The sequence below is a fragment of the Candidatus Infernicultor aquiphilus genome (assembly GCF_002784285.1).
Lineage (GTDB): Bacteria > Atribacterota > Phoenicimicrobiia > Phoenicimicrobiales > Phoenicimicrobiaceae > Infernicultor > Infernicultor aquiphilus.
The window spans coordinates 1-2,404 of the sequence record NZ_PFKO01000373.1 but is presented as its reverse complement, the minus strand read 5'-3'; the positions used below and the strand labels follow the sequence as shown (position 1 = coordinate 2,404).

2 protein-coding genes, 1 pseudogene and 1 riboswitch are annotated in these 2,404 nt (G+C 32.0%); of the genes and pseudogenes, 2 read left to right on the top strand and 1 reads right to left on the bottom strand.

The window, feature by feature from the left end; genetic code table 11:
* Positions 1–1,126: Trk system potassium transport protein TrkA (gene trkA / locus COZ07_RS10505; protein ID WP_406608517.1), on the bottom strand; the 1,126-nt coding region annotated here is incomplete at its 3' end.
* Between the two features lie 121 nt (positions 1,127–1,247).
* A riboswitch (cyclic di-AMP (ydaO/yuaA leader) is annotated at positions 1,248–1,440 on the bottom strand.
* Positions 1,441–1,570: 130 nt separating this feature from the next.
* Between trkA and COZ07_RS10500 the strand changes: the two genes are divergently transcribed.
* A complete protein-coding gene (locus COZ07_RS10500; protein WP_406608516.1) occupies positions 1,571–1,825 on the top strand; it encodes an FmdB family zinc ribbon protein in 255 nt (84 codons plus the stop codon).
* Between the two features lie 282 nt (positions 1,826–2,107).
* Positions 2,108–2,404: pseudogene (locus COZ07_RS10495) on the top strand (hypothetical protein); the annotation flags it as partial.

Sequence of the window (2,404 nt, the reverse complement as noted above, 5' to 3'; positions counted from 1 at the left end):
CTTCCGCTTTTCCTTCTTTTAATAAAGTTAAAGAAACAATTTCCCCTTTTCGAATAAATTGTAATATTGCAGAAGTAGTGATTATTCTGGGATTTACTACAGCATCTACTCCAATTTTTTCCAGTATTGGAATATAATTGGATCTATCTATTTTAGCAATTACTTTTTTTGTGCCCAGGTGTTTGGCTAATAAGGCTACTAAAAGATTATATTCATCATATCCGGTGACCGCGACGAAACCATCAGTGGTTTCTATACCTTCCGATTTTAAAAGATCAATGTTGGTGCCATCTCCATTTATTATTAAGGAATGAGGAAGTAGCTCAGCGATTTTATCACATTTTTCTTTATCTCTTTCAATCAATTTAGTATTAATGCCAAGTTTTGCTAATATTAAAGCTGTTTGAATAGCAATTCTGTTTCCTCCCAAAATCATCACATTTTGCATATCCAGTGGTTTTTCGTTGAAAAATTCATTTAACCCTAAAAAATTGTCTTTTTCAACTAAAACATATAAATTATCCCCTACAATAATTTTTTCTTCTCCATCAGGAATAATTATCTTATTATCTCGATAGATAGCTGCAACTAATACAGGGTATTTAAAGCTAATATTTTTTAGTTGCTGATTGAGAAAAGGAAAATATTTTTCAATATTGAATTCAATAAGTTTAACTTTTCCCTCAGCGAAATCCTGTACTTGAGAAACATTTATTGGTGATTTAAATAATTTAACTATTTCTTTCGCGGTAGCTCTTTCTGGGTTAATAGCAAAATCTATTCCTAATTTTTCTCTGGATAAGATACTGGTGTGCAGATATTCAGGGTTTCTGATACGAGCGATTTTTTTAGGTACACCAAATTGTTTAGCTATCATACAGGCTAACATGTTTACTTCATCGCTGCTGGTTACGGCAATCAACATATCTGTTTTTTTAATTCCAGCTTCCTCTAAAGTGAGTACATTAGCTCCATTGCCTAAAATAACCATTGCATCTAAACTATTTTGAGCAGATTGTTGTATTATGTTATCTTTTTCAATTATTACGATATCATGATTTTCTGAAGATAAAGTTTGGGCAATCTGGCAACCAACTTTTCCTGCGCCTATTACGATTATTTTCAAAAAAATTCACCCCTTTTAGTTTCTCTAAAAAATATTTTATTTTGGGAAATTTTTATTAAACTAAAAAAAGAGAAACTATTTTATCTTTAGTTTCTCCATTATTAATGCTATATTTATAAATTTATTCCACCTCCAACGCTTACGGGGTGAGCTGACGGATTTGAGCTGAAAGGATTGCTCTACTTATTATTTAAATAAGATTCACCCCTCTGCCTGTGCGTTGCCTGACTGCGAGCGTACTCGCTCAGGCAGGCACACAGACGTGAATTTTGGTTCCCCCGTTTCTCCCTTGGAGAATTCAGCGTAAAAAAGATGCACCTTTTTTATGTTAGAATTTTACACTGTTTTTGGCAATTTGTCAAACGCACCAGAGGTAATTTTATTCTTGACAGCCAGGATAGTTTGGAGTATAAATAAGTGTAGAAAAAAGTTGACCAAATTAGCATGAAAAAAGGGAAAATAGATATGCCAAACTATAATTTTGAATGTCAGGATTGTCAGGAAGCCTTTGAGGTTAGAGCAACTATTAAGGAGATGGAAGAAGGTAAGATATCCTGTATAAAATGCAACAGTAAAAATATTAAAAGAATTTTTAATGGTTTTGGATTCTGTTCCGGAAAATCTTCTTCCTCGATGAATTCAAGTTCCAGTTCCTGTAATTCTTGTTCATCGGGTAGTTGCTCCACTTGTGGAGGATAGAAAAGAACGAAAAGTTATTAATCTATAAAATATAAAAAGGTAATGGTTTGAAAAAGACTGTTACCTTTTTTATTTTTTTAAAATAAAAAATATTTTTTAAAAAGTTTGCAGGAATTTGAGTTTGGTTTGGAGAATAATTATAAAAGGATAAAATTTAGGAGCCAGGAGCCAAATTAGTATATAGTGAAGAAAGTAGAAGTCTATAATTCGTAGGGTAAATTTTCTTATTAATTTGTAAATCATTTAATTAATAAATTTAAAAGGAGGTAGTAAATTTTGATTATGAAGATAAAAAATATTTTTAGGATTGAATTATGGTTATTTGTATTGATCTGTTTAATGGTCTTCTCTGCAGTAGGTCAGGGAGAGGAATTAGCACCGGATTCAGAATATTTACAAAAAATTGCTCTAGGTAAAGATATTCTGGAAAAAAATCTCCTTCAAGAGACTAATATTTTCGTTCCTCAGGACGAGAAAGTAGTTGCTTGGTTCAGCTTTTCTTATGATTCAACGGAAAAATTTATCCTGAGGTGGGAATGGATTACCCCTCAAGGGACATTGTATCATCGAGGAGAATTG